Source organism: Bacillus sp. B1-WWTP-T-0.5-Post-4 (assembly GCF_009183795.1).
Taxonomy (GTDB): Bacteria; Bacillota; Bacilli; order Bacillales; family Bacillaceae_G; genus Bacillus_A; species Bacillus_A cereus.
The window spans coordinates 236,299-257,335 of the sequence record NZ_WEIJ01000001.1; the positions used below are offsets into that span (position 1 = coordinate 236,299).

Genomic DNA, 21,037 nt, shown 5'->3' on the forward strand with positions numbered 1-21,037 from the left:
TTTAAAATAGCGCTTACAATTTTTATTGTTCTTTTTCTAAGAAAACATATGAAAACCACTAATAAATCTCCAATAAATGAAAACGTTTTATTTTTTTATTTATTTTTTGAATCTATTCGTTTATAATGAACTCAAAGAAAACGTTTGCATAATTATTTCTAGGGGGAAATACCATGGCAGAACTTAAATTAGAAAACATTTATAAAATATATGATAATAACGTAACAGCTGTAACTGATTTTAATTTACACATTCAAGATAAAGAATTTATTGTATTTGTCGGTCCTTCTGGATGCGGAAAATCTACAACATTACGAATGGTAGCTGGACTTGAAGATATTTCAAAAGGCGAGTTTTCAATTGATGGTAAACTAATGAATGATGTTCCTCCAAAAGATCGAGATATCGCTATGGTATTCCAAAACTACGCTCTTTATCCACATATGAGTGTATATGATAATATGGCATTTGGATTAAAACTTCGAAAAATACCAAAAGATGAAATCGATCGTCGTGTGAAAAATGCAGCAAAAATTTTAGGACTTGAACAATATTTAGATAGAAAACCGAAGGCATTATCAGGTGGACAGCGCCAACGTGTTGCTTTAGGTAGAGCAATCGTTCGAGATGCAAAAGTTTTCTTAATGGATGAACCATTATCAAACTTAGATGCTAAACTCCGTGTTGCAATGCGCTCAGAAATTTCTAAGCTACATCATCGTCTTGGAACAACAACAATTTATGTAACACATGATCAAACAGAAGCAATGACTATGGCTTCGCGTCTTGTCGTTATGAAGGATGGAAAAATCCAACAAATTGGAACTCCAAAAGAAGTATATGAAACACCAGAAAACATTTTCGTGGGTGGATTTATCGGCTCACCAGCTATGAACTTCTTCCGTGGTAAATTGACTGAAACCGATTTCGTTATAGACAATACTATAAAAATTAAAGTATCTGAAGGAAAAATGAAGATGCTACGTGAACAAGGCTATGTAAATAAGGAAATTATTTTAGGTATTCGTCCAGAGGACATTCATGATGAACTACTATTTTTAGAAGCTTCACAATCTACTGCCTTCACAACAAAAATTGAAGTCGCTGAGTTATTAGGTGCTGAATCCATTTTATATATGAAACTTGGGAATCAAGATTTTGCGGCACGTGTAGATGCAAGACATACGTTTTCACCTGGTGACCAAATTAAATTAGCATTTGATATGAATAAAGCGCATTTCTTTGATAACCAAACTGAACAACGTATTCGCTAAAAAATTTATCTTTACTATACACATACAAAAAACCGTCCACATATATTGAGGGCGGTTTTCATTATTATACTAGGGCTTCTACTGTATGAAATGATTGTCCTTTCGTGCTAATAATACCAAAAATCGGTAAATCACTAAGCACCACTTCTTCTTGCTGTTTCATAAAAGATGACGTTAATTGTTTTATCTCTATCCAAACGTCATTAATACAAAGTACATTGGAATCGTTCTCTTGTTGGCGAGAAAAAATAGAATCTATTTTATATAAACCAGCATTTTGAAAAAGCATATCAATGCGACTGAATGCATTCAAAGTAATGCTAATAACGCGTTGCCAATCTCCTTGCTTTCCCATATCATAGGATACAAAAAGTGCTTCTCCGCCTAGATTCATAATTTCCTCCACTGTTGCTTGTCCACTCTCTTTATCAATGTCCGTCACAATAACTTTTGCGCCTTGTTTAGCCAACAAAAGAGCTGTATTACGTCCAATACCGATGCCACCGCCAGTTACGATAGCAACTTTTCCTGCAAGCTTCATTTTCATTACCCCTTCTATAAGTCTTACCGTCATTCAGTATACTCCTTTATAAGATTAATCTGCAAGCAAGAAAAATTGCTATTTAATTTGTAAACGTTTACTTTTTACCCTTCTTTTTTCTTATTATTACGCTGATCGAAAACTAGACCGATAAAAATGAGAATACCCCAAAAAATTATGCTACCTCCTGTCATTTTAACTTCCCCCTTATTATATAAAGTGAAATTTTACTCAGCCCCAATATGGCGGAATAAAGATATTATTTTTAATCATTATATCATTTTCTTAATTTTCAATCTATTATAAATAGAAATAACACATTTTGGCTTTTCCTTACTGTAAACATTCCCCATATACTTATAAAATCAAAAAGACCCTTTTATATATAAAAAGGTCTTTTTTTCATTATACAAGACTTATTACTTTCGTTTTTGTAATTAAATCCTGAAAACCACAATTATCTTTGCGGAACAACATCATATATACATTACATATTAATGGAATTCCTAATAGCAATACGTTCGGTAATAACACTACAAAAAATCTTATAATTAATGTTTGCAACGTTAGCTTTTCACTCTTCAATGAAATTAGTTTTATTCTCGTTATCTTTTTTCCAAGTGTAACACCGTTCCAAAGAAAGGGTAATACAATAAAATATATCGCCATTAATATGAAAACTACTGCAAAATCATATCTAAAATCACCTAAGCTTATATTAAAGCGCTTAAACATAGCACTATAGTTTCCGGTCATAATAGCTACTACTGCACCATACATAACCGAGATTAAAAACATGTCAATTAGGGAAGCACCTATGCGATTCATTACAAGCGCTGGACGATGCATCTTTAACTTCATTTTATGTCGACTCCTTCATATCCTTCTTTACCCGTCTCATCGTACCACTTCTAAAAAACATTGTAAACTAGCGTTTCTCTTACTTTTCTTGTACAATTTGTTACAATAGCATTATAAAGGAGGTTCCCATATTGAAAAAATGGATAATCCTATTCGTCGCCTTCCTATTAACTGGTTGTGCAGGAAACACAAGTCACTTAACTTATACGGTTAACGATGAATACGAACTCATACGTACTTCTGGAAATGCATTTGAACTTTTCCCCTCGCAAGATGCTGTATATGCCACACAATACATCCCTGCAAAAATTACAGACATTGCTTGGGATGATAAATACATTATTGCAAAACAAACTGAGGAAAAATCAGATCCAAATAACCCTGACGCAGCAATTGCAAATAAAAAAAGTGAACATTATTGGATTATTGATGTAAAGCACAATAAACGTTTCGGTCCCTACAATGAAAAGCAATTTAATGAACAAAAAGATGCGTTTAAAATTAAGGTGCCTTTTCAAAATGTAGATTCATATATAAAAGAAATAAAAAAACAGTCAGCATAATATTTGTATGCTGACTGTTTTGTCTTACATTATTTTAGTGAGATGTTAAACGTTTGTGGCTCTTTTACAACATCTTGTGTTTCTGAATCTCCTGCAAGTAAATCATCAGTTGTAAACTGAATATCCTTTACCTTGTCTTTTCCATCGTCAAGTATTAAACCAATAATACCATCTCTTATTTCACCAGGCTTATAGTCTTCTCTTGATACATTTTTTGTACCAACTAACGTATCTTCGTCATATAAAAAGTTTTGAGTGGCTACTTTAAAATGTTGCTTACCATTAATCATAACATCATTCATAGAGAAAAATTGCATATTTTTATTTCCGCTATTCTCCACTTTATATGTAATCTCAACGTAACGAATTGTATTACTAATCTCTGTTCCACTTAGCGATGCATATAATTCTGCATCTTCTTGGCTTACTTTATCCCCTAATCTACGTTTTACTTCTTCAGGAGTTAGTGCCGTGTATACTTTCAATGTATTTTTTGCCTTTTCACTCATTTGTGATAAAGAGATTACTTTCACATCTTGTACGTGAATTTTCATTGGCGCTACTTCAAATGTTTGATTCACAGAATGCATCTGCTCTAACTTGAAAGTACCCCATCCTGTTTCTTTCACTTTTTGTCCTACTTTTTTCAGCTCACGCCCACCATATTCTTTCGTTTCAGGAATAGATTCTTTCTTCTTCGGTTCAGCTTTCTTTTCTTCTTGATGGAAGCAACCACTTAACATAAGAAGAAAACTACATAAAACAAAAATACTTTTCCATGCTTTCATCATTTCATTTCTCCTAACGCTATCATTCATGAATATAAAATTAGTCCCTTGCTTTGTAAACTATAGAAACAATGACAATTCCACAAAATGAACTTGTCAATCCAGATACTATTATACCTCCAATTTGGAAAATATGAAAATAGGGATCTAGGAACGCATGCACGATAAATATAAAAGCTGTCACAATGATTATCGAAACCCAATACTTTCTTTTTTCTAAAGCTACAATCATATCTTTCCCTGTTTCATCTTTATACTTCCATAGTACGTATAATAGCAATAATAAGCCAACACATGTACTCCCATGTTGCATATATTTATACAATGGAATACTGCGTAATTCAATTTGTAACAATGCTATTTTCATAACGAAATAGCCTGTATTATGAGTAAATGCATCCCAAACAACATGCGTGAGCATACCGAATAATGCAGAATAGCAAAATACAAAGAATTCTTTCCAGGTATGTAGCCCCCACCTCTCATCTATTGCATATGAATAATAACCAGCAAACGGTTTAGGCAAATGCGTTATAAACGGCTTTTTTAAAATGTAATGATATATGTATGCGATTAGAAATACAAGCGGTAAATTTAAATATAAGAACCCAAGCCATGTATGGCCAATAACACCATAGGGTCTAAAGTGCAAAAAATATTCAAAGTCAGGCGCCATACTACCTAATATAAGAGCCGTTACTGAAATATGTTTAGAATGCTTTTTCGCAAAAGGAAGAACTGCTGCTGGATGTGCAAATGTAAACGGCATACTTTAACTCCTTCTCACATTTTCAATAGAATACCATATATCATAACGAGAGAATGGATCTTCATGCAATATTTATTTTCACATTGGAATATGATAGTTTAAATGATATAATCCACATAAAATATTCAGAAAACAAGAAGGGATTCAGGTGTCATTAACACTTGTATTTGCTGCCTTTTTAAATTCAAAATCCGTTATGAATTGAGGTTTATATATTGATTGACGTACCCTTTTTACAAAATGTCACATTAAAAAAAGAAAATATCCCTAGTTTTTCCGCATATCCTTACTGCTTACCCGCTATTCGAACATTACAATCACTAGCTTTCCATCCAAATGTAACATTCATTATTGGAGAAAACGGAACAGGTAAATCAACATTACTTGAAGGAATTGCAATTGCGTTAGGTTTTAATGCAGAAGGTGGAACGAAGAACTTCCGCTTTAGCACAAACGATTCCCATTCATCTTTACATGAATACCTTCGCATTTCAAAAAGTTTCAATACACCAAACGACGGTTTCTTTCTTCGCGCTGAATCATTTTATAACGTTGCTTCTTATATTGATGAAATAGATGCTGATAGAGAAGCACGTGGGAATCCGGTTATCAACTCTTATGGTGGTATCTCACTACACAAACAATCACACGGTGAATCATTCTTCTCATTATTTATGAACCGTTTTTCAGGACAAGGTTTATACATTTTAGATGAGCCTGAGGCAGCTTTATCACCAATGAGACAACTTTCCATGCTCATTCGAATGCACGAACTAGCTGAACAAGGTTCACAATTTGTTATCGCGACGCATTCTCCTATTTTAATGGCTTATCCTGAATCCACTATATATTCTTTAACACAAGAGGGAATTCACGAATCCACATTAGAAGAAACTGAGCATTACCAAACGACGAAACTTTTCTTTGAAAATCGCGATCGATTATTCCATCATCTATTTGAGTCGTAAAAAAAGAAGCAGCAATAGCTGCTTCTTTTTTATAGTGCTTCTATAAATAAGGCAACCCCGATACCGCCACCGACGCATAAAGAGGCAATTCCTTTTTCTAACCCACGTCTTTTTAATTCGTGAATTAAACTTACTGTAATACGAGCCCCTGTACAACCAATTGGATGCCCAAGTCCTACGCCACTACCGTTTACGTTCACTTTTTCACGGTCTAAGCCTAACTCTTTCTCTACAGCTAAATATTGAGCCGCGAAAGCTTCATTAATTTCAAGTAAATCTGCATCTTCCAATGACCAATCTACTTTTTCTAAACCTTTACGAATTGCTGGTGCTGGTCCAATACCCATAATTTTTGGATCTACTCCAGCTACTGAATATCCAACAATTCTAGCTAACGGTTGTAAACCTTTTTCTTTCGCTTTTTCTTCGCTCATTAATACTAGAACTGCACTCCCGTCATTAAGGCCAGATGCATTTCCAGCAGTCACTGATCCATCTTTACGGAATGCCGGCTTCAATCCAGCTAATTTTTCAGCTGTAATATCTGCACGTGGATGTTCATCCTTCGAAAATACAACTTCTTTTCTACGCTCTTTTATTGTAATAGGAACAATTTGATCGTCAAAGTATCCAAACTCGATTGCCTTCAGTGCCAATGTATGACTGCGAAGAGCAACTTCATCTTGTTCCTCTCTTGTAATTTCATATTGTTCAACTAAATTTTCCGCTGTTTCACCCATCATAATATGGTGAATCGGATCTTCTAACACTTCCCACACCGTATCACGAATTTCTCCGTGCTGTAGACGTTGTCCCCAGCGGTGCTGTTTCAATGCATAAGGGCTCGAACTCATCGCTTCTACCCCACCTGCAACAACAACATCACTTACACCTAATTGGATTTGCATTGCAGCTGACATAATTGCTTGCATACCTGAAGAACATTGACGTTGGATTGTATATCCCGTAACTGTGTCAGGAAATCCTGCCGCTAATGCAGCTGTTCTCGCCGTATTTGCTTCATCAGTTCTTTGAATACAATGACCTAAAATTACTTCATCAACTTCATGTGGTTCTACCCCGCCTCGTTTTACAGCTTCCTGAAGTACAGGAACAGCTAATTCTACTGGCGTTACATTTTTTAGCGCTCCTCCAAAAGTTCCAATTGGCGAACGAACTGCAGCTGTAATAACAACATTATGCATTTTGCACTTGCCCCTCTCTTATGTACCCTAGTCAGTTTTTAGGTGAAATTCCATAAGATGTATATCTATAACTATCATACTATAAACATACTAAAAAATCAAAATATTTAATATAATAAAAATAGAAGGAATTAACCTTCTATTCTGTCAGCGCATATAAAAACTTTTGTAAAATTTTCTCTGTCGTTTCATTCAATTTTGGCAACTTATCTACTGGAAAATATTGAAGTTTTAACCCTTCATGATCGAGCTTTAATTCCCCGCTCACATGATGTGCCTGATACAGATGAATAACATTGAAAATTTCATCGCCATTCGGATAACGGAAATATACTTCTTTTCCAGATAGAACACCCAGAAATTGCATTATTTTTGCAGTTAACCCCGTTTCCTCAAATAACTCTCTACGTGCAGTTTCTTCTGTCGTTTCGCCCAGTTCCATCGCCCCACCAGGTACACCCCAATCATATGTATCTGAACGATATTGAAGCAATACTTCTTGATTATCGTTTAATATAATAATTGCTGATCCTACGAGAATAAGCGGCCTTGTACCAACGACTTTTCGTAACTCTTCAATATACCCCATATGTAAATTCCCCTTTCCCTAACCTCCCTTATCATAACAAAATTTTGCTCTTTTTGTTCATGTAATTTTAAAGAAAAAAAGAAGCTTTCGCCTCCTTTTTTTCACCTTTATTTCTTAAAACTTTCATATTTTACAGCTTCAAAAGCTTCCTCAATTTCATCATTACGATAATGGACATATGTAAAACGCCCCAATTCTACTAATCTTGCTATTTCCTGTAACGCTTTATGCTGCTCATATGTTTCTTTCAGCTTAATATGTACATAAAACTTCATTAACGGATGTTCATATAAAGGTTCTCCCACCTCTACATATACATCTTCCACCCCTTGTACAACTCTTACATAACTTGCAAATTGATAAAGAGCTTCTCTGTCTGAAACGATTTTTAATGTATACATATATTCTCCCCCTTTTCTTTACTATATCAAAAAGATGATCACACTACGTTATAGAACTATGAAATTTTTTCGACTTGTCATCTATATATTCAATAAAGAAGGCGTTTATCCATACATGACATCTTTTCCCCACATATATTATAGGAAGAACTTTTTTTCAGTTGAGGTGTTCCTTATGGATCCATACGTCAATATATGTATTTGTATTACTCCCGGCGCCGATATTTCTGATGACCGCATCGCAAAAGATTTAGCTGTTGCAGAATCAATTTGGCACCCCATTACATTTCAAATTCAAGAAGTAATTGTATTAAATGAACTTTTCCGTTTTTTTGACCGTGAAATCAGTTATAAAAATTCCATTCAAAGTCAAGAAAAGCTGGCATCCTTTTTCCAAACATGTGTAAATGAAGCTCCTGAATGCGACCTTTATATTTGTTATATTGGCAGTGATTATTTCAAAGAAACAGCAGTAATTGCCTGCGCTTATTCTTTAGCAAAACAACAGCAACTTACTGGCTATATCGTTTTAACAAATTCGGCTGCTCCTATGAAAAATATATATACGCTCGCTCACGAAATCGGTCATATTTTATTTACAAGACGTATTCACGGAAAACTTACTCATGCAGATCCTCATTCTCCAACTGGCTCGGAGCACCATCCTTCTCCAACCAATCTTATGTATCCGATAGTCCCTCGTCCAGAAAACGTTCATATTCATTCCTTATTAACAGCAGAACAAAAAGCGCTCTCTTTACAAAGCTCTTTATTACAAAGAAAAAAACAGTAACCCTCATGTTACTGTTTAAAACGACTTATTCCAATCAACAAACCAAATCCCGGCTGCTAGAAATAAAAATAGACAACTAAATGTAAATGTAATCCCTCTAAAAATCCCTATATAATATTTCTTTGGAAATAATTTTTGGTGTATCCAGAGCAGCCCTTTTCCAATAAAACCGAAGAATAGAATATAACCCGATGTGTCATCTAATAAAGTATCGAAATAGTCATCATGTACCTTTTTCAAAAAGGTAGTATAGAGCCTAAAAATCGTTAAACCTAAAAACACAATAGACAATATACCTAGAAATATACTTTGCATATTCGTTCCCCCCTTGATAAAAAATTCAGTTCGTTCACTTCACTATTAGTATAAAACTAGCTTACAGTTTTTTCCTCTTTATTTTTAAAAGACCATCTCATTAATACATATAAACTTCCGTACAGAAGTAAAGGCTCTAACATTCCCCAATATGGGTTTTGCTTCCCTAATTCTTTAAATACAAACATAATTAATAACGGTATGATAACAGCTAATATTCCAATCCATCCAAGTATGTACGCTTCACCAATTAGCAGTACTAATAAGATTATTCCAGCTAGTATATAACTTTGCATTGTAGTTAATTGCAATACAGGTGTCCCGTACCATTTATTCATAAACATTAATAACACTAATAATAAAATAGGTATCATTACTATTACATAAATAATTCCAAACTCTACTAATTTACTTTTAAAAGAAGACATTCTAAACGCAAAAACCGTTCCAATAATTGTAATAATTAAAACGATAGGATAACCAATTAACTGTACATTTGTTAACGTAAATTGTTGATTCGAATTTCCAAATAAAATATTGGTTAGTAACCAATACCCACCAATACCAATAATCATTCCTAAAACACTCTTTATACTTCCGCTTTTATCCTTCTCCATCTCTTTCGCTAATTCTTCCGCATACTCTTTTGGTGAGTCACCAAATATGTCCCTTACCGTCTTTCCCTTTTTTTCACCTTCTATTAAATGAAGTTCTGCATCTTCTAGAAAGGCGTTCACCTCTTCTTCTTTAATCCCTTTTGTTATTAAATATACTTTCGTATCGATTAAAAACTTTTCTCCTTCTTTAGAAACATTCATTATAACCCCTCCCTTATTTAACCATTTCTCTTCTATTCGTCTTCATCATAATTTCAAGGAAAATTAAAATAAACAAACTTCCGTATAAACATATAATTTGAAATAGCATTGGCATAAGATCTTCCGATGTAAATGTTTTAAACAGTAACATAATAGAAAGTGGAATGATTAAATATAAGTTTTTAAACCATCCTTCAAAATATATATTTATCGCTACTGTGATCATAAAAATCCCACCAGCTACTATATAACTTTGGACTTCGGTGAATGTGAGCATTTTTGTAGGATATATCACATCTAATATCGTAACAGCTCCTAATAAAAACAATGGAGCAATCATAACTAAAGACCACATGGAAAACCATGTTTTTGTAAAGCTTGTGACGAAGGTCATTTTGCGAAGTAGAAAATTAGGACCTATAACAACTAAAATCAATGAAAAACTGTAACCGATACACTGAATAAGTGAAATCTGTAACATTCCATGATTCACTATTAAGATAGAAGCAATAATCCAAAACGATACGATATTCATTACTGTAAAACCAATTTGCTTCCACGTTTCCTGTCTATCTCTTTCCATTACTTTGACAAGTTCATTTGCATATTCTTTCGGTGAGCTTCCGAAAATATCTTCTACACTTTTCCCATCACTCTCCCCCTCAATTAAATGGAGTTCCGCATCTTCTATAAAATTTTCAATATCGCTTTCTTTCACACTCTTTGCCGTCAAAAATAATCTCATATCTAACAAAAACTTTCGCGCTTCACTTGATAGCATTATTTTCTCCTTCCCTTCCCTTCAAGTAGACGTTCTACACTACTTTGCATCGTTTCCCAGCGATCCATAAATTCATCAAGTGCTTCCTCGCCTTTTTCTGTTAATGTATAATATTTTCTCTTTGGACCAGATGGAGATTCCTTCATTACGCTTGTTATTAGTCCTTCTTTTTGCATTCGTATTAATAACGGATAAATACTTCCCTCACTCGCCATTGTAAAACCATACTTCGCTAGCTTTTCACTCATTTCATAACCGTATATTTCGCCTTCAGAAATAATAGCAAGTAAGCATCCTTCTAAAATCCCTTTCAGCATTTGACTTGTCGACATAATTCAAATCCTCCTACTATCTTGCTTTACAAGATAGATAAGCGTAAGTATCTTGCTTTACAAAATAGTATAGCAAAGACTATTTTGCAAAACAAGATAGCTAACGATATTTTTTCCAAATGTTTGCAGGAATTTCATTATAGCTTCTCTAAATAGAGCACTATGAAAACTTTATTATGAAGGGATGTTTTTCATCATGGTTACAAATCGAGTTGTCTTTTTAACAGGTGCTGCAAGTGGCATTGGTTATGAAATGGGAAAGGCTTTTGCAAAAGAAGGTGCAAAAGTTGTGATTACCGATCGGCTTGAAGAACGCGCAAAAGAAGCTGCTGAACAATTACAAAATGAAGGTTTTCAAGCTATCGGTTTAAAATGTGACGTTACATCTGAAGAGGAAATTACAGCAGCAATTTCTCAAACAGTTGATCATTTCGGTTCATTACATATATTAATTAACAACGCAGGAATGCAACACGTTTCACCCATTGAAGACTTTCCAACTGAAAAGTTCGAGCTACTAATTCAAATTATGCAAATTGCTCCGTTTATTGCAATTAAGCATGCCTTTCCGATTATGAAACAACAAAAATATGGTCGTATTATTAATGTCGCTTCTATTAACGGCCTTGTCGGGTTTGCTGGAAAAGCTGCCTACAATAGTGCAAAACATGGCGTAATTGGATTAACAAAAGTTGCCGCTTTAGAAGGTGCTACGCATGGTATTACTGTTAATGCCCTTTGCCCTGGTTATGTTGATACCCCCCTTGTACGTAATCAACTACAAGACTTAGCTACTACACGAAATGTACCACTTGAAAATGTTTTAGAAGATGTTATTTATCCACTCGTTCCACAAAAGCGCTTATTACAAGTACAAGAAATTGCAGATTATGCGATGTTTTTAGCGAGTGAAAAAGCTAAAGGTATAACTGGTCAAGCTGTCGTTATCGATGGTGGTTATACCGCTCAATAAAAATAAAGTTTGCTCAAGAAGAGCAAACTTTATTTTTTATCCCGAGGATCTTCGTACTTTAGTAATTGCCGCGGGAGCTTCTCAATTGCAACAATTACCCCCTCTAATTTACTTTCAATACGGTGGAGTAAATATAATGTTACAACAATCGGAAACCCTACATTACCTATCATCTTGATCCACTCTTCCACCCTCTTCCCCTCCTTTCATTATATAAGTAAGAGAAAACACTGCATTTAGGCATAAAAAAACAAGCTATTATGTATTAGCTTGTTTTTCAAATAATGATGCAATTTCTCGTTTATAGTCCCCGCGTATAATACCTTTCTCAGTAATAATTCCTGTAATTAATTCATTCGGCGTTATGTCAAATGCTGGATTATAAACATCCGTTCCAATTGGTGCTACTTGTTTTCCAAAGATTTTCGTAACTTCTGTTTCATCTCTTTCTTCAATAATAATTTCGGCTCCAGTTTCTTTCGTAACATCAAATGTTGACAGTGGCGCAGCAACGTAAAATGGGATGTTAAAGTACTTTGCTAAAATAGCTAAATTCATTGTCCCTATTTTATTGGCTGTATCTCCATTTGCGACAATTCGATCCGCCCCCACAATAATTGCGTTTATTTCTTTCGTTTGAATAGCATGAGCTGCAGTATTATCTGTAATAAGGGTCACATCAATATTTGCTTGCTTCAATTCCCAGGTCGTTAAGCGACCACCTTGTAAAACTGGTCTCGTTTCACACGCATATGCATGTAAACGCACACCTTTCTCTTTTCCAATATAAAAGGGAGCTAATGCAGTTCCATATCTGGCAGTTGCGATACTTCCAGCGTTACAGATTGTTAAAATATTATCGCCATCTTTAAAACATGTTAACGCATATTCCCCAATATTTCGGCACACCTCTTCATCTTCCTGCTGAATGCGAAGCGCTTCTTCTTCTAATGTTTTTTGTGCTTCTTTTATTGTAGTAATCTCTCGAATAGATTCTCTCATACGATCAATTGCCCAAAATAAATTTACTGCTGTCGGGCGTGACGTTCCTAAATAATTACAATCTCTATTAAACTTCTTTTGAAATTCTTCAATATGTACAGTGTTATATTTTTTTGATGCAAGCGCCAAGCCAAATGCAGCTACAATTCCAATTGCAGGCGCTCCTCGTACTTCTAACATTACGATGCTTTTCCAAACCTCTTCAATAGTCGTTAATGTTTTGTATTCTGTGCTATGCGGCAATTTCGTTTGATTTAATACCGCAATTGCATCACCTTTCCAGCTTACAGATCTCGGAACAGTAACAATTGTACTCACGCTTTTACGCCCCCTGAAACTGTCTGTTGAAATAATGTTCGAAACAGTTGAATATCAGCACTTTTAGATTCATATTTTATTAGTTCTTTACCTAAGGATAGCGCTTGTTTCTTAGCTTGAATTCTTGTTTCTTTATTTTCTATTTCATCTAAATCTGCTACATGAGCTAAACCAATTGTTCTACGAATCAGTTCACATCCGGCAAATCCAACTGCATCAGTAAAGATATTTTGCAAAATAATTGGTAACCATTGTTTTTCTTTCGTATATGCTTCTACACCTTCCCCAATCCATAACTTTGTAAAAGTCTCTACAAAATAACTCCACGTCTTTTCTATATGAAAAAATAGTACACTTCTCTTTTCTTCTTCTCTAGATAAAGCATTTAATAATAGATTTGCAATAAATTGACCTATATCAAATCCAAATGGGCCATATGTCGCAAATTCTGGATCAATCACTTTCGTTTCAGAAGGTGACGAAAAAATACTACCAGTATGTAAATCACCATGAATAAGAGTTTCTTTTCTTGTTAAGAACTTATATTTATATTGTGCTACTTTTAGTTTTAAAGTTTTATCACTCCAAAGTTCATCAACCACGAGCTGTAAATCTGGCTCATAATCATTTGTATCATAATGCCCAAAAGGATCTGTAAACACTAAATCCTCTGTAATTTTACATAGGTCCGGATTTACAAAGGTACCTTCTAGTATCCTCTTCTCTTCTGACTGTAAACCAAAATCTGAAGTGTAAAATAAAACATGTGCTAGAAAACGACCAATATGCTGGGATAAAAGCGGATATTCTTCTCCGTCTATTAATCCTTTTCTTGTAATTGTTAGTCTTGATAAGTCTTCTATTACCGTTATTGCTAACTCTTCATCATGACTGTACACTACTGGAACATAATCCGGTACATACTGCGCAAAAATTTGTAATGCCTTGCTTTCAATCGTTGCTCTTTTTATAGACAATGGCCAGCTTTCACCAACTACTTTAGCATAAGGCAGTGCTTGTTTTATTATAATGGATTTCTCTCCATCATCTAATTTGAACACGTAATTTAAGTTTCCATCTCCAATTTCATGACAAATGACATTTGCCTTCTCTTCAAAATAACCATGATCTTTCGCATATTGTACAGCTGTTATTTCTGTTAATAAATAATATCCCATCGTCTTCTCCCCCTTTTTAAATTCAGAGGTTTTTCTAACACAGAAAAACCTCTTTCCACTAAGAAAGAGGTTTGAAGTTTATCTTCTCCCCTCTTATCTGCCAGAAAGTTTTACTTTCTGCTGGAATTAGCACCGTGCCTTTTGGCGTAATAAACGCCCCATTTCACAATGGTATTACGGTCGGTTGCTGGGCTTCATCGGGCCAAATCCCTCCACCTGCTCTTGATAAGAGTTGTATAATTTTTTGAATTTTTAACTTTATGTTGATGACTATACCAAGAATAAAAATCAATTGTCAACATTTTATTTGTATAATTCTGGACGACGATCCGCAAAAACTGGAATTCCTTTTCGTACTTCTCTAATTTTCTCGAATACAAGCTCTCCAAATAAAATTGATTCCTCTTCATTCGCCTCTACTACAACTTCACCCCAAGGATCCACAATTAAAGAATGACCTGCAAACACATTATTCGGATCCTTTCCTGCTCTATTACACGCAACAACATAACACTGATTTTCAACTGCTCTTGCTTGCAATAGCAAACGCCAATGTGCTAAACGAACTAATGGCCATTCTGCTACAACAAATAATACTTTTGCCCCTTTAGCAGTATGAACACGCATCCACTCTGGAAAACGAATATCATAACAAATTGTTCCAGCGCATTCAACATCATCTAGCTTAAATTCGCCTGTACCATTACCAGCTATTAAATATTTATGTTCATCCATAAGCTGAAATAAATGTACTTTACTATATTCGTTGACTAACTGTCCTTCATTATTTACAACATACATCGTATTTGTAACGCCTTGCTCTGTTTGCTTTGCTATGGACCCACCAACAATATGTACATCATATTGCTTCGCCCATTCTATTAACTTTTCTTTCGTTTCCACTCCATCCCTATCTGCAATTTCAGAAAGTCTCGTTAAATCATATCCTGTTGTCCATAGTTCTGGTAAGACGATAACATCTGGCCTTTCCTTCATAGCTTCACTTATTTTATTTTTAGCATTCTCAATATTTTTTTCTACATCTCCAAAAACAATATCCATTTGAATACATGCGACTTTCATTTTTTCAGCCCCATTCTTATTTTTCTCTTTACAAAATACTGGAAAGATTATATCATTTGTCACTAGAATTGTAACAACTTTCAAAAGAGGTGGAAAGTATGAAATTATTTCAACCTTCTGAGATAGTAACATCATTGCCAACACAATTTTTCGCTTCACTTGTTGCAAAAGTTAACAAAGTCGTTGCAGCTGGTCACGATGTTATTAATCTAGGTCAAGGTAATCCAGATCAACCAACACCGCAGCATATCGTAAAAGCTTTACAAGATGCTGCCGAAAAGACCATTCATCATAAATATCCGCCATTTCGCGGACATGAAAGCTTAAAGGAAGCCGTGGCTACATTCTATAAACGTGAATACGGCGTGGAATTAAACCCAAAAACTGAAATTGCTATTTTGTTTGGAGGGAAGGCTGGACTAGTAGAATTACCGATTTGTTTTACAAATCCCGGTGATACGATTCTCGTTCCGGATCCAGGTTATCCTGATTATTTATCCGGGGTTGCTTTAGCAAAAGCACACTTTGAAACAATGCCGCTTATTGCAGAAAATAACTTTTTACCAGATTATACGAACATTGATGACTCTATTGCAGAGCGTGCAAAATTAATGTTTTTAAACTATCCAAATAATCCTACCGGTGCTACTGCATCAAAAGATTTTTTTGATGCAACCATTCACTTTGCTAATAAACATAATATATTAGTTGTTCACGATTTTGCTTATGGCGCTATCGGATTTGATGGTCAAAAACCTGTTAGTTTCTTGCAAGCAGATGGTGCGAAAGATATAGGAATTGAAATTTACACATTATCAAAAACTTTCAATATGGCTGGCTGGCGCATCGCTTTTGCTGTAGGGAATGAAAGTGTGATTGAAACAATTAACCTATTACAAGATCATATGTATGTTAGTATATTCGGTGCAGTTCAAGATGCTGCTCGAGAAGCGCTATTAAGTTCACAGTCTTGTGTAATAGACCTTGTAAATAGTTACGAATCTCGAAGAAACGCTCTTATTTCAGCCTGTCACTCAATTGGTTGGAATGTAGACATTCCAACAGGATCATTCTTTGCATGGCTTCCCGTTCCAAAAGGATATACCTCTGAGCAATTTTCTAATATTTTACTAGAAAAAGCACATGTCGCAGTTGCTCCTGGTGTTGGATTTGGTGAGCATGGAGAAGGGTATGTCCGTGTTGGTCTCTTGCATACAGAAGATAGATTACGAGAAGCCATTCATCGAATTGATAAATTAAATTTTTTCAAAAAGTAATTGACAACACGAAAAATATCTGACAAAATTCAGTTATCTTAAAAATTTAAACATTTCTAAATACTTCTTATCAAGAGCAGGTGGAGGGACGAGCCCGACGAAACCCGGCAACCGATCTACAATTGTAGACACGGTGCTAATTCTCGCAGCATTACGCTGACAGATAAGGAGCTGGTTGTAAAAAAACCTCTCCTTAGCTGAGAGGTTTTTTTATTTAACTAGGAGGTTATAACAATGAGCGGAATTATAGCGACGTATTTAATCCATGATGATTCACATAACTTAGAAAAAAAAGCTGAGCAAATTGCACTCGGTTTAACAATTGGCTCTTGGACTCATTTGCCACACTTATTGCAAGAACAATTAAAGCAGCATAAAGGCAACGTCATTCATGTTGAGGAATTAGCTGAACATGAACATACCAATTCGTATTTACGTAAAAAAGTAAAACGCGGAATTATTAAAATCGAATATCCGCTATTAAACTTCAGTCCAGATTTACCAGCGATTTTAACGACTACATTTGGAAAGCTATCACTTGATGGCGAAGTAAAACTAATTGACTTAACTTTTTCAGACGAGTTAAAAAAACATTTTCCTGGTCCAAAATTCGGGATAGATGGTATTCGAAATCTTTTACAAGTGCATGATCGTCCCCTTTTAATGAGTATTTTTAAAGGAATGATTGGACGAAACATTGGGTATTTAAAAACGCAATTACGCGATCAAGCAATTGGTGGTGTAGATATAGTAAAAGATGATGAAATATTATTTGAAAATGCATTAACACCCCTTACGAAACGCATTGTATCTGGAAAAGAAGTTTTACAATCTGTCTACGAAACATACGGTCATAAAACGTTATATGCCGTAAATTTAACAGGGCGAACTTTTGATTTAAAAGAAAATGCGAAACGTGCAGTGCAAGCTGGAGCTGATATTCTATTATTTAACGTATTTGCTTACGGACTAGATGTACTACAATCACTTGCAGAAGATGATGAAATCCCAGTTCCTATTATGGCACATCCTGCTGTAAGTGGTGCTTATTCAGCATCCAAGTTATATGGAGTTTCATCTCCATTATTACTTGGAAAGCTACTACGTTATGCTGGGGCTGACTTTTCATTATTCCCATCTCCATACGGAAGTGTTGCGCTAGAAAAAGAGGAGGCTCTTGCTATCTCAAAATATTTAACTGAAGACGATGCATTTTTCAAGAAGAGCTTTTCTGTTCCGTCTGCTGGTATTCATCCTGGTTTCGTTCCCTTTATTGTACGAGATTTCGGTAAAGATGTTGTTATTAATGCTGGCGGCGGGATACACGGACATCCAAATGGAGCGCAAGGCGGCGGTAAAGCTTTTCGTACTGCAATTGATGCTACTTTGCAAAATAAACCACTCCATGAAGTAGACGACATAAATTTGCATAGTGCACTACAAATATGGGGAAATCCCTCTTATGAGGTGAAATTATGAGTATTCAAGTATTTTGTGATTTCGATGGCACGATTACAAATAATGATAACATTATGTCCATTATGGAAAAATTCGCACCACCAGAAGCCGAAGAAGTAAAGAATAAAATTTTATCACAAGAACTATCCATTCAAGAAGGTGTTTCTCAATTATTTCAATTAATACCTACTAATCTGCACGATGATATTATTCAATTTTTAATAGAAACTGCTGAAATCCGTAGTGGTTTTCATGAGTTTATACAATTCGTAAAGGAAAATAACATTTCTTTTTACGTGATATCAGGTGGAATGGATTTCTTCGTCTATCCACTCTTACAAGGAATCATTCCAAAAGAGCAAATTTATTGTAATGAAACAGACTTTTCAGCAGAGTTTATTACAGTTAAATGGCCTCATTCTTGTGATGATCATTGTCAAAATCATTGCGGATTATGTAAATCATCATTAATCCGTAAATTAAGTGATACAGATGACTTTCATATTGTAATTGGAGATTCTATTACTGATTTACAAGCCGCGAAACAAGCTGATAAAGTATTCGCTCGCGATTTTCTTATTACAAAGTGTGAAGAAAATCATATTGCTTATACACCGTTTGAAACATTTCAAGATGTGCAAGCTGAATTAAAACTTTTGTTGGAGGTGAAGGCATGAAACAACTTTTTCGTCAATGGTATGACTTAAGCGAGATAAAAAAAGAGTTAACAACACGAAATTGGTTCCCAGCAACAAGTGGTAATATTTCTATAAAGGTTAGTCATGAACCACTTACTTTTCTTATTACGGCAAGCGGTAAAGATAAAACAAAAACCACTCCAGATGATTTTCTATTAGTAGATCATGTAGGAGTTCCCGTTTTAGAGACTGAATTACGTCCTTCAGCAGAAACAATATTGCATACACACATTTATAACAATACGAATGCCGGTTGCGTACTTCATGTTCATACAACCGATAATAATGTCATCACAAATTTATATAGTGATGCAGTCACCCTTCAAAATCAAGAAATTATTAAAGCACTCGATATTTGGGAAGAAGGTGCAACAATTCACATTCCTATTATCGAAAACCATGCCCATATCCCAACGCTTGGAGAAAACTTCCGAAAGCATATACAAGGAGATTCGGGTGCAGTATTAATCCGTAACCACGGTATTACTGTATGGGGCCGAGATAGCTTTGATGCAAAGAAGAGATTAGAAGCTTATGAGTTTTTATTCCAATTTCATATAAAACTATTATCAATTCAGGGAGGCGTTTCTAATGGCGCAAATTCGTATTCATGAAGTAAATACTCGTATTGAAAATGAAGTGGAAGTATCTAAATTTCTACAAGAGGAAGGCGTTTTATATGAGAAATGGAATATTTCTAAACTTCCTACTCATTTAAATGAAAATTATTCGTTAACAGATGAAAACAAAGCTGAAATATTAGCTATTTTTTCAAAAGAAATCGCTGATGTTTCAGCACGCCGTGGTTATAAAGCACATGATGTAATTTCACTTTCAAATAGCACCCCTAACCTTGACGAATTATTAATTAATTTCCAAAAGGAACACCATCATACAGATGACGAAGTTCGCTTTATCGTCAGTGGTCATGGCATTTTCGCTATTGAAGGTAAAGATGGGAAATTCTTTGATGTTGAACTTGAGCCAGGCGATTTAATATCTGTTCCTGAAAATGCAAGACATTATTTTACCTTGCAAGATGATCGCCAAGTTGTAGCTATTCGTATTTTTGTGACAACTGAAGGCTGGGTTCCAATCTATTAAGGTAGTTAGTTGAATAAAAGGACTTGGACCCCCTTTTCCAAACTTTTATTCACTCTACATATATACATCCTCCTATGGAACAGGCTTATTTCATTTTGAAATAAGCCTGATTTTTTATTTACTTGAAAGTACCATTTCATCACAAATTTAACACCTTGATTTTTCAAGTGCATTTTTCGAACATTTTTTGAACATTTATTGAATTTTTTCTGAAAATTCTGTTTTATGTGTGATATACTACAATTAACTAAGAAGGAAAATAATATCGCAAACAGAGGGGGATAATCATGAGCTTACTTATCGCACTTATACTTGGAGTTACATGTGGAGCATTTCCTGTTATTTTAGGAGCTATTATGGAAGAGTTAGAAATTGGTGTTTTAGGATTTGTCGCATCTTGTGTAAGCGCTTTATTATTTGGTTTATTCGGCGCTATTCCTGTTTCAATTCTGTGTGCTTTTTATATAATACGCCATGCTCGTACAAAACAATTTGGTCCTAATCACATCGCACAAATTATCCCGTTCCCGGTTGAACGATGCCGCCGGGCTTCTAACTTATAATTATAAAAATTAAAGATGACTAAATAAATAAAAGTCCTCATTTGAGGACTTTTATTTATTTTCTTCTAGAAATTGAAACAATTCTTGTAGATGTAGGGCATCTTCACCATAGCTAATAGATACATAAAATATGCCGTCAATCTCAGCTTGCATATAAAGATCCACTCCATCACGATCATATTTCAATGCTAAATAAAACTCCATTTCTTCTAACATCTTTTTTGAGGTTCGAATTACATAATGCCCCTTCTCATCTCTTCCATATTCAAATTCTGGTTCAAAATCATATTTTTGTTTAAAAGCTTCTTTTTGTTTTTCATTAATTTGCATACAAGTAGCTCGCTGTACAGTATCAATCATCTCATCAAACTTTTGAAGGTCCACC

General features: G+C 34.8%; 28 protein-coding genes and 2 riboswitches. Of the genes, 11 read left to right on the forward strand and 17 right to left on the reverse strand.

Annotated features, from left to right (window positions below):
* Nucleotides 1-173: 173 nt before the first annotated feature.
* Nucleotides 174-1,274, forward strand: a complete 1,101-nt coding sequence (locus tag GBN91_RS01220) for an ABC transporter ATP-binding protein (protein ID WP_152121210.1) — start codon at nucleotides 174-176, stop codon at nucleotides 1,272-1,274.
* 64 nt (nucleotides 1,275-1,338) lie between these two features.
* Here GBN91_RS01220 and GBN91_RS01225 read toward each other — a convergent pair whose 3' ends face one another.
* From GBN91_RS01225 to GBN91_RS01235, 3 genes are all read right to left on the reverse strand, one after another.
* Nucleotides 1,339-1,848, reverse strand: a complete 510-nt coding sequence (locus tag GBN91_RS01225) for an SDR family NAD(P)-dependent oxidoreductase (protein WP_152121211.1) — start codon at nucleotides 1,846-1,848, stop codon at nucleotides 1,339-1,341.
* A 71-nt stretch (nucleotides 1,849-1,919) separates the two neighbouring features.
* Nucleotides 1,920-2,009 (reverse strand): hypothetical protein, encoded by a 90-nt coding sequence (locus GBN91_RS01230; protein ID WP_000145636.1) that lies wholly within the window; start codon nucleotides 2,007-2,009, stop codon nucleotides 1,920-1,922.
* Nucleotides 2,010-2,220: 211 nt separating this feature from the next.
* The gene (locus GBN91_RS01235) at nucleotides 2,221-2,676 is read right to left on the reverse strand and encodes an RDD family protein (RefSeq protein WP_000769082.1); all 456 of its coding nucleotides are present in this window, start codon (nucleotides 2,674-2,676) and stop codon (nucleotides 2,221-2,223) included.
* Between the two features lie 131 nt (nucleotides 2,677-2,807).
* Between GBN91_RS01235 and GBN91_RS01240 the strand changes: the two genes are divergently transcribed.
* Nucleotides 2,808-3,239, forward strand: a complete 432-nt coding sequence (locus GBN91_RS01240; RefSeq protein WP_000758789.1) for a DUF3997 domain-containing protein — start codon at nucleotides 2,808-2,810, stop codon at nucleotides 3,237-3,239.
* A gap of 29 nt (nucleotides 3,240-3,268) precedes the next feature.
* On the opposite strand, the gene GBN91_RS01245 is transcribed toward GBN91_RS01240, so the two are convergent.
* Nucleotides 3,269-4,030 carry a hypothetical protein gene (locus GBN91_RS01245; protein WP_000973899.1) on the reverse strand — a complete coding sequence of 254 codons (762 nt, stop codon included), beginning with the start codon at nucleotides 4,028-4,030 and terminating at the stop codon, nucleotides 3,269-3,271.
* Between the two features lie 37 nt (nucleotides 4,031-4,067).
* A complete protein-coding gene (locus GBN91_RS01250) occupies nucleotides 4,068-4,796 on the reverse strand; it encodes a DUF4184 family protein (RefSeq protein WP_001116855.1) in 729 nt (242 codons plus the stop codon).
* 215 nt (nucleotides 4,797-5,011) lie between these two features.
* Here GBN91_RS01250 and GBN91_RS01255 point away from each other — a divergent pair, with 215 nt between their 5' ends.
* A complete protein-coding gene (locus GBN91_RS01255) occupies nucleotides 5,012-5,764 on the forward strand; it encodes an AAA family ATPase (RefSeq protein ID WP_000567998.1) in 753 nt (250 codons plus the stop codon).
* Between the two features lie 29 nt (nucleotides 5,765-5,793).
* Here GBN91_RS01255 and GBN91_RS01260 read toward each other — a convergent pair whose 3' ends face one another.
* The 3 genes from GBN91_RS01260 to GBN91_RS01270 form a co-directional block, all read right to left on the reverse strand.
* Nucleotides 5,794-6,969, reverse strand: coding sequence for an acetyl-CoA C-acetyltransferase (locus GBN91_RS01260; RefSeq protein ID WP_152121212.1), 1,176 nt, complete (start codon nucleotides 6,967-6,969; stop codon nucleotides 5,794-5,796).
* A 139-nt stretch (nucleotides 6,970-7,108) separates the two neighbouring features.
* The gene (locus GBN91_RS01265; protein WP_000540529.1) at nucleotides 7,109-7,558 is read right to left on the reverse strand and encodes an NUDIX hydrolase; all 450 of its coding nucleotides are present in this window, start codon (nucleotides 7,556-7,558) and stop codon (nucleotides 7,109-7,111) included.
* Nucleotides 7,559-7,665: 107 nt separating this feature from the next.
* Nucleotides 7,666-7,959: a DUF3928 family protein gene (locus tag GBN91_RS01270; protein WP_000288330.1), complete on the reverse strand. Its 294-nt coding sequence runs from the start codon at nucleotides 7,957-7,959 to the stop codon at nucleotides 7,666-7,668.
* Between the two features lie 175 nt (nucleotides 7,960-8,134).
* Here GBN91_RS01270 and GBN91_RS01275 point away from each other — a divergent pair, with 175 nt between their 5' ends.
* Complete coding sequence (locus tag GBN91_RS01275) at nucleotides 8,135-8,752, forward strand: ImmA/IrrE family metallo-endopeptidase (protein ID WP_000371605.1); 618 nt, start codon at nucleotides 8,135-8,137, stop codon at nucleotides 8,750-8,752.
* Between the two features lie 15 nt (nucleotides 8,753-8,767).
* Here the strand turns inward: GBN91_RS01275 and GBN91_RS01280 are convergent, their stop codons facing one another.
* From GBN91_RS01280 to GBN91_RS01295, 4 genes are read right to left on the reverse strand one after another with little or no spacing between them, the layout of a single operon-like run.
* Nucleotides 8,768-9,067, reverse strand: coding sequence for a DNA-binding protein (locus GBN91_RS01280; protein WP_152121213.1), 300 nt, complete (start codon nucleotides 9,065-9,067; stop codon nucleotides 8,768-8,770).
* A gap of 56 nt (nucleotides 9,068-9,123) precedes the next feature.
* On the reverse strand, nucleotides 9,124-9,885 hold the full coding sequence (locus GBN91_RS01285; RefSeq protein WP_152121214.1) for a DUF1129 domain-containing protein: 762 nt from the start codon (nucleotides 9,883-9,885) through the stop codon (nucleotides 9,124-9,126).
* A gap of 13 nt (nucleotides 9,886-9,898) precedes the next feature.
* The gene (locus GBN91_RS01290) at nucleotides 9,899-10,666 is read right to left on the reverse strand and encodes a DUF1129 domain-containing protein (RefSeq protein WP_000952889.1); all 768 of its coding nucleotides are present in this window, start codon (nucleotides 10,664-10,666) and stop codon (nucleotides 9,899-9,901) included.
* Nucleotides 10,666-10,998 (reverse strand): PadR family transcriptional regulator, encoded by a 333-nt coding sequence (locus tag GBN91_RS01295; protein WP_000107982.1) that lies wholly within the window; start codon nucleotides 10,996-10,998, stop codon nucleotides 10,666-10,668. The genes GBN91_RS01290 and GBN91_RS01295 overlap by 1 nt, the downstream gene beginning before the upstream one ends.
* Nucleotides 10,999-11,194: 196 nt before the next feature.
* Here GBN91_RS01295 and GBN91_RS01300 point away from each other — a divergent pair, with 196 nt between their 5' ends.
* Nucleotides 11,195-11,971: a 3-hydroxybutyrate dehydrogenase gene (locus GBN91_RS01300; protein ID WP_000258428.1), complete on the forward strand. Its 777-nt coding sequence runs from the start codon at nucleotides 11,195-11,197 to the stop codon at nucleotides 11,969-11,971.
* 29 nt (nucleotides 11,972-12,000) lie between these two features.
* Here GBN91_RS01300 and GBN91_RS01305 read toward each other — a convergent pair whose 3' ends face one another.
* The 4 genes from GBN91_RS01305 to GBN91_RS01320 all read right to left on the reverse strand — a co-directional run bounded on the left by GBN91_RS01305 (nucleotide 12,001) and on the right by GBN91_RS01320 (nucleotide 15,636).
* A complete protein-coding gene (locus tag GBN91_RS01305; protein WP_000393336.1) occupies nucleotides 12,001-12,162 on the reverse strand; it encodes a YvrJ family protein in 162 nt (53 codons plus the stop codon).
* 67 nt (nucleotides 12,163-12,229) lie between these two features.
* A complete protein-coding gene (mtnA, locus tag GBN91_RS01310) occupies nucleotides 12,230-13,291 on the reverse strand; it encodes an S-methyl-5-thioribose-1-phosphate isomerase (RefSeq protein ID WP_144596537.1) in 1,062 nt (353 codons plus the stop codon).
* On the reverse strand, nucleotides 13,288-14,469 hold the full coding sequence (gene mtnK / locus GBN91_RS01315) for an S-methyl-5-thioribose kinase (RefSeq protein ID WP_152121215.1): 1,182 nt from the start codon (nucleotides 14,467-14,469) through the stop codon (nucleotides 13,288-13,290). The genes mtnA and mtnK overlap by 4 nt, the downstream gene beginning before the upstream one ends.
* A 90-nt stretch (nucleotides 14,470-14,559) precedes the next feature.
* A riboswitch (SAM riboswitch) is annotated at nucleotides 14,560-14,701 on the reverse strand.
* 71 nt (nucleotides 14,702-14,772) lie between these two features.
* Nucleotides 14,773-15,636 carry a carbon-nitrogen family hydrolase gene (locus GBN91_RS01320; protein ID WP_016123295.1) on the reverse strand — a complete coding sequence of 288 codons (864 nt, stop codon included), beginning with the start codon at nucleotides 15,634-15,636 and terminating at the stop codon, nucleotides 14,773-14,775.
* Between the two features lie 14 nt (nucleotides 15,637-15,650).
* On the opposite strand from GBN91_RS01320, the gene GBN91_RS01325 reads away from it, so the two are divergent.
* From GBN91_RS01325 to GBN91_RS01350, 6 genes are all read left to right on the forward strand, one after another.
* Entirely contained in the window at nucleotides 15,651-16,829 is a 1,179-nt protein-coding gene (locus GBN91_RS01325; RefSeq protein ID WP_088859625.1) for a pyridoxal phosphate-dependent aminotransferase, read from the forward strand.
* Between the two features lie 64 nt (nucleotides 16,830-16,893).
* Nucleotides 16,894-16,999, forward strand: a riboswitch (SAM riboswitch).
* A 64-nt stretch (nucleotides 17,000-17,063) separates the two neighbouring features.
* The gene (gene mtnW, locus GBN91_RS01330; RefSeq protein WP_000014180.1) at nucleotides 17,064-18,308 is read left to right on the forward strand and encodes a 2,3-diketo-5-methylthiopentyl-1-phosphate enolase; all 1,245 of its coding nucleotides are present in this window, start codon (nucleotides 17,064-17,066) and stop codon (nucleotides 18,306-18,308) included.
* Complete coding sequence (locus GBN91_RS01335) at nucleotides 18,305-18,964, forward strand: 2-hydroxy-3-keto-5-methylthiopentenyl-1-phosphate phosphatase (protein WP_000027461.1); 660 nt, start codon at nucleotides 18,305-18,307, stop codon at nucleotides 18,962-18,964. The genes mtnW and GBN91_RS01335 overlap by 4 nt, the downstream gene beginning before the upstream one ends.
* On the forward strand, nucleotides 18,961-19,599 hold the full coding sequence (locus tag GBN91_RS01340) for a methylthioribulose 1-phosphate dehydratase (protein ID WP_000811341.1): 639 nt from the start codon (nucleotides 18,961-18,963) through the stop codon (nucleotides 19,597-19,599). Before GBN91_RS01335 ends, GBN91_RS01340 begins: the two co-directional genes overlap by 4 nt.
* Complete coding sequence (locus GBN91_RS01345) at nucleotides 19,577-20,089, forward strand: 1,2-dihydroxy-3-keto-5-methylthiopentene dioxygenase (protein ID WP_000057313.1); 513 nt, start codon at nucleotides 19,577-19,579, stop codon at nucleotides 20,087-20,089. The genes GBN91_RS01340 and GBN91_RS01345 overlap by 23 nt, the downstream gene beginning before the upstream one ends.
* A gap of 287 nt (nucleotides 20,090-20,376) precedes the next feature.
* Entirely contained in the window at nucleotides 20,377-20,652 is a 276-nt protein-coding gene (locus tag GBN91_RS01350) for a hypothetical protein (protein WP_000054659.1), read from the forward strand.
* Between the two features lie 51 nt (nucleotides 20,653-20,703).
* On the opposite strand, the gene GBN91_RS01355 is transcribed toward GBN91_RS01350, so the two are convergent.
* Nucleotides 20,704-21,036 (reverse strand): DUF3909 family protein, encoded by a 333-nt coding sequence (locus GBN91_RS01355; RefSeq protein WP_000365620.1) that lies wholly within the window; start codon nucleotides 21,034-21,036, stop codon nucleotides 20,704-20,706.
* Nucleotide 21,037: the final 1 nt, after the last annotated feature.

Coding starts and splice junctions, on each gene's coding strand:
- mtnK (WP_152121215.1), bottom strand. CDS start 14,469: ATGGGATATTATTTATTAACAGAAATAACAGCTGTACAATATGCGAAA.
- GBN91_RS01260 (WP_152121212.1), bottom strand. CDS start 6,969: ATGCATAATGTTGTTATTACAGCTGCAGTTCGTTCGCCAATTGGAACT.
- GBN91_RS01245 (WP_000973899.1), bottom strand. CDS start 4,030: ATGATGAAAGCATGGAAAAGTATTTTTGTTTTATGTAGTTTTCTTCTT.
- GBN91_RS01275 (WP_000371605.1), top strand. CDS start 8,135: ATGGATCCATACGTCAATATATGTATTTGTATTACTCCCGGCGCCGAT.
- GBN91_RS01285 (WP_152121214.1), bottom strand. CDS start 9,885: ATGAATGTTTCTAAAGAAGGAGAAAAGTTTTTAATCGATACGAAAGTA.
- GBN91_RS01350 (WP_000054659.1), top strand. CDS start 20,377: ATGAGCTTACTTATCGCACTTATACTTGGAGTTACATGTGGAGCATTT.
- GBN91_RS01235 (WP_000769082.1), bottom strand. CDS start 2,676: ATGAAGTTAAAGATGCATCGTCCAGCGCTTGTAATGAATCGCATAGGT.
- mtnW (WP_000014180.1), top strand. CDS start 17,064: ATGAGCGGAATTATAGCGACGTATTTAATCCATGATGATTCACATAAC.
- GBN91_RS01295 (WP_000107982.1), bottom strand. CDS start 10,998: ATGTCGACAAGTCAAATGCTGAAAGGGATTTTAGAAGGATGCTTACTT.
- GBN91_RS01290 (WP_000952889.1), bottom strand. CDS start 10,666: ATGCTATCAAGTGAAGCGCGAAAGTTTTTGTTAGATATGAGATTATTT.
- GBN91_RS01340 (WP_000811341.1), top strand. CDS start 18,961: ATGAAACAACTTTTTCGTCAATGGTATGACTTAAGCGAGATAAAAAAA.
- GBN91_RS01230 (WP_000145636.1), bottom strand. CDS start 2,009: ATGACAGGAGGTAGCATAATTTTTTGGGGTATTCTCATTTTTATCGGT.
- GBN91_RS01345 (WP_000057313.1), top strand. CDS start 19,577: ATGGCGCAAATTCGTATTCATGAAGTAAATACTCGTATTGAAAATGAA.
- GBN91_RS01335 (WP_000027461.1), top strand. CDS start 18,305: ATGAGTATTCAAGTATTTTGTGATTTCGATGGCACGATTACAAATAAT.
- GBN91_RS01300 (WP_000258428.1), top strand. CDS start 11,195: ATGGTTACAAATCGAGTTGTCTTTTTAACAGGTGCTGCAAGTGGCATT.
- GBN91_RS01265 (WP_000540529.1), bottom strand. CDS start 7,558: ATGGGGTATATTGAAGAGTTACGAAAAGTCGTTGGTACAAGGCCGCTT.
- GBN91_RS01280 (WP_152121213.1), bottom strand. CDS start 9,067: ATGCAAAGTATATTTCTAGGTATATTGTCTATTGTGTTTTTAGGTTTA.
- GBN91_RS01220 (WP_152121210.1), top strand. CDS start 174: ATGGCAGAACTTAAATTAGAAAACATTTATAAAATATATGATAATAAC.
- GBN91_RS01225 (WP_152121211.1), bottom strand. CDS start 1,848: ATGACGGTAAGACTTATAGAAGGGGTAATGAAAATGAAGCTTGCAGGA.
- GBN91_RS01250 (WP_001116855.1), bottom strand. CDS start 4,796: ATGCCGTTTACATTTGCACATCCAGCAGCAGTTCTTCCTTTTGCGAAA.
- GBN91_RS01270 (WP_000288330.1), bottom strand. CDS start 7,959: ATGTATACATTAAAAATCGTTTCAGACAGAGAAGCTCTTTATCAATTT.
- GBN91_RS01325 (WP_088859625.1), top strand. CDS start 15,651: ATGAAATTATTTCAACCTTCTGAGATAGTAACATCATTGCCAACACAA.